The organism is Halobacillus sp. (assembly GCF_049282395.1).
Lineage (GTDB): Bacteria > Bacillota > Bacilli > Bacillales > Halobacillaceae > Halobacillus.
The window spans coordinates 1-3,692 of sequence record NZ_JBAPTY010000367.1 but is presented as its reverse complement, the minus strand read 5'-3'; the positions used below and the strand labels follow the sequence as shown (position 1 = coordinate 3,692).

Annotated in this window: 2 protein-coding genes; both read left to right on the top strand. The window is 48.6% G+C overall.

Annotation, left to right across the window (positions count from 1 at the left end; genetic code table 11):
- Positions 1-333: 333 nt before the first annotated feature.
- Entirely contained in the window at positions 334-1,365 is a 1,032-nt protein-coding gene (locus WAM07_RS15450) for an ABC transporter substrate-binding protein (protein WP_422168252.1), read from the top strand.
- Positions 1,366-1,370: 5 nt separating this feature from the next.
- Positions 1,371-3,398 carry an iron ABC transporter permease gene (locus WAM07_RS15445; protein WP_422168251.1) on the top strand — a complete coding sequence of 676 codons (2,028 nt, stop codon included), beginning with the start codon at positions 1,371-1,373 and terminating at the stop codon, positions 3,396-3,398.
- The last annotated feature ends 294 nt before the right edge of the window (positions 3,399-3,692 follow it).

Sequence of the window (3,692 nt, the reverse complement as noted above, 5' to 3'; positions counted from 1 at the left end):
TGATAGAGCCGTGCGTGGCTGGGATAGGGCCGTGCGTGGCTGAGATTGTGCCGTGCGTGGCTGGGATAGGGCCGTGCGTCGCTGTAATTGAGCCGTGCGCCGTTGCGATAGGGCCGTGCGCGGCTATGATAGGGGCCGATCGCAACTAAAACCGGGCCATGCTCCCCCACAAGGAAGGACGGCTAGGTAGGCTATTGATTACGATTGACAGTGGGGGAGGGCTTCGATATGATTGGTAGTATCATGATAATGAGAATCTTTATCAATTAAAGTCTGTTTGTACATACACTGGCTCAGGTTGGAAGGGTTATTAAAAGAGAGGATGAAAAGCATATGAAAAAAATAGTATGGCTTGTCCTGATATTACTTGTTGTTACATTAACGGCCTGCGGAAATGGAGCAGATGGAGGGGGCAAAGCTTCTGAAGGCTCAGTAGATAAGTCCAAAGAAGCGAAGGAAGAAGAAAGAGATGAACAACGCACCATAAAGATTCAGGATGCAATGGGAGAGAAAACGATTGAAGGAACTCCTAAGAAAGTTGTAGTTCTCGAATGGACGTACGCCGAGGATCTGCAAGCGCTTGGAATGGAGCCTGCAGGTGTTGCTGATCTGGACGGCTATGGCAAGTGGGTCGATGCAGGTAAGTCGTTAAGCGATTCGGTTAAAGATGTAGGAACCCGACAGGAGCCGAATCTGGAAGCTATTTCCCGGTTAGATCCCGATTTAATCATCGGAGTGAAATTCCGCCACGAGGCAATTGCGGATCAACTGGAGGATATTGCGCCGACTGTTATGTTTGCCCCTTATTCCGAGGAAGCGGCGAAAGACCAGTATCAGCATATGCTGGACGAGTTCCATACGGTGGCTAAGATTACAAGTAAGGAAGACAAAGCTAAAGCAGTTGTTAAAAACTTGGAGAAGACGTTCCGTGATCAGCAGGCACGCATCACAGAGGCAGGTAAAGAAGATTCTGAATATGTAATGACGCAGGCTTTTACATCACAGAATACACCAACGTTGAGACTTTTCACACCTAATTCCATCGTTTCAAAAGTGATGAAGAACATTGGTTTGCAAAACGCTCATCAACCAGACAAAACCGAGGTTTACGGATACACGTCTACAACCGTAGAGGCTCTCCAGAATTATCAGGATGCTCATTTCTTCTATATTGTGCAGGAAGAAGATAATATCTTCACGAATCAGCTGAAAGGCAATCCCGCCTGGGAGGACCTTAAATTTGTTCAGGAAGATCGCACCTACAAAATGCCGGGAGATACTTGGACATTCGGCGGACCGCTATCAGCTGAAGTACTGGCGAAGCAAGTGACCGATGCGATGCTGAACGAAAACCAAAGCGAGTGAAGCTTATGAATCTGAACTTAAAACAAACGATAATCGCGGTTCTCACCTTCGGAGGTGGGACCGCATTATTGTGTTTATTAACCTTTATACATATTAACCAGGGAAACGTATCGATTCCAGTTGGGACCGTCGTAGATGCGCTCTTTAATCCTCAGGATACGATCAAACATCACACGGTCCGTATTTTAAGGATGCCGAGAGCTGTCATGGGAATTCTGGCCGGCGGTGCGCTTGCGGTTTCCGGTGTGATTCTTCAAACGGTGACGAAAAACCCGCTTTCTTCAGCAAGTACGCTGGGCATTCATTCGGGTACTTATTTTGCTGTGGTACTCACAACGATATTCTTTCCATTTATTATGTTTGCGAATGGGATCGTAACGGCTTTTCTTGGCGGAATTCTAACGTTTGCGGCCGTTTACCTGTTGTCAGGAGCGGGGAATGCTACCCCGGTCCGCATGGTACTTGCCGGAATGATTGTGACCTTTCTCTTCTCATCTTTGACGTCCGTTCTGCAGATCTTTTACGAAAATGAGACGCAGGGACTTTTTCTGTGGGGATCCGGGACTCTTATTCAAAATAACTGGGACGGCGTTCAGTTTTCTCTTCCCATAATAGCTGCGGGAATGCTGACGGCATTTATTTTTTCGAAAAAACTGGACACACTCACGCTTGGGGATGATGTAGCGACTGCTCTTGGCCAGAATGTCCGTGTTGTGAAGCTGATTACGATTCTCGCAGCGGTACTTCTGACGAGTGTGACCGTCAGTGTCGTCGGCCCGATCGGATTTGTAGGTTTAGTGGCACCACACATTATTAAGTTAATCGGTTACCGATCGCATATTCCACTTGTAATCGGCTCCTTCTTATGGGGAGGCAATGTGCTGCTGCTTGCGGATATACTCGCAAGAATTATTGATCCATCGTTTTCTGAGCTTCCCGTTGGAGCGATTACCGCACTGATTGGTTCTCCGTGGCTCATCTGGCTCGTTATGCGCATGAAGCAAAGTTCGGGGAGCGGAGATACAGGGACGATTATGGCAGGAAGCGGAGCGGTTAACCTTTCGCTGCGAAAGCTTCTGCCAATGCTTGGAGCGGTTATTGTCCTGACGATACTCATCAGTATGTCATCCGGCAACTACGGATTTGAACCGCTAGTGGCCTGGGATGCATTCTTTGGATCCTCCAATGAATTTATTCGAAATTTTATTCTTAACTTGAGACTGCCTCGGGCCCTTGTCGCTGTATTCAGCGGGGTTATTCTGGCGGTCAGTGGTCTGATTTTTCAGGGAGTGCTGCGCAATCCGCTTGCCGATCCATCGGTTATTGGAATTACTTCCGGTGCCGGGGTCGGGGCATTGATGACCATGTACGTATTCAGTGTCTCTGCCGTCTGGATTCCTGTCGGAGCGATGATCGGTGCGTTTGTCTTTTTCTTAATCGTCATGGGTCTCGGCGCCAAAGCTGAATTCCAGCCTACGATTCTCGCTCTGCTAGGAATTGGTATGTCTGCTTTCGGATCGGCTATCATTCAGATTCTGGTTGTTCAGGCCGATCTTGGTGTCGCCTCAGCCTTAACGTGGCTGTCCGGCACAACTTACGCAAAAGGCTGGTCTCAGCTGCTGCAGTACCTTCTATGGCCTGTCATTTTGTTTATTCCGCTGCTCGTCTTTTATATTAAGACGCTTGATGTGCTGTCTTTAGGAGATGATACGGCAAAAGGGCTGGGGCTTCGCGTGAGGTCCGTCCGGTTCCAGATGGCGATGATCGCCACGCTGCTTGCGGCATGCAGTGTCGCTGCTGTCGGATCGATCGGATTCGTTGGCTTAATTGCTCCGCACGTGGCCCGTCTTCTGGTCGGCAGTGCCAACCAGAAGCTATTGCCAGTAACCATGCTGCTCGGGGGATTGCTCCTGCTTGTCGCGGATTTATTCAGCCGGACGTTGCTTGCCCCAAATGAAATTCCGTCCGGGATTTTGGTGGCTCTCATCGGTGCCCCGTACTTCTTATGGCTGATGAAGAAGCGTGCTGCCTGACGAAAAAAGCCGTGCCATGATGGTTTTATTTCCATCAAGGCACGGCTTTTTTTTAGCTCTATTAAACGTTACTGATGATATACAGATGCTTATTCCACAATAGGGCCGTTTAGTTGAAGACTCGATTTCGAGAAATTGGGTTAGTTTAAAGGTCCTGCGGGGGATGATTCGCTTTCCGCGGGCATGTGCTGAGCCTCCTCGAGCTAATGAACTGACCCCTTAAAATTGGACACATTCATTAAAATTATCACGCCGATTCTTGAAAGCGGGCTCGATAGGAAATGGGGCTTATTC

Excerpts from the sequence above, each read along its gene's own strand:
- WAM07_RS15450 (WP_422168252.1), top strand. The coding sequence starts at position 334 with ATGAAAAAAATAGTATGGCTTGTCCTGATATTACTTGTTGTTACATTA.
- WAM07_RS15445 (WP_422168251.1), top strand. The coding sequence starts at position 1,371 with ATGAATCTGAACTTAAAACAAACGATAATCGCGGTTCTCACCTTCGGA.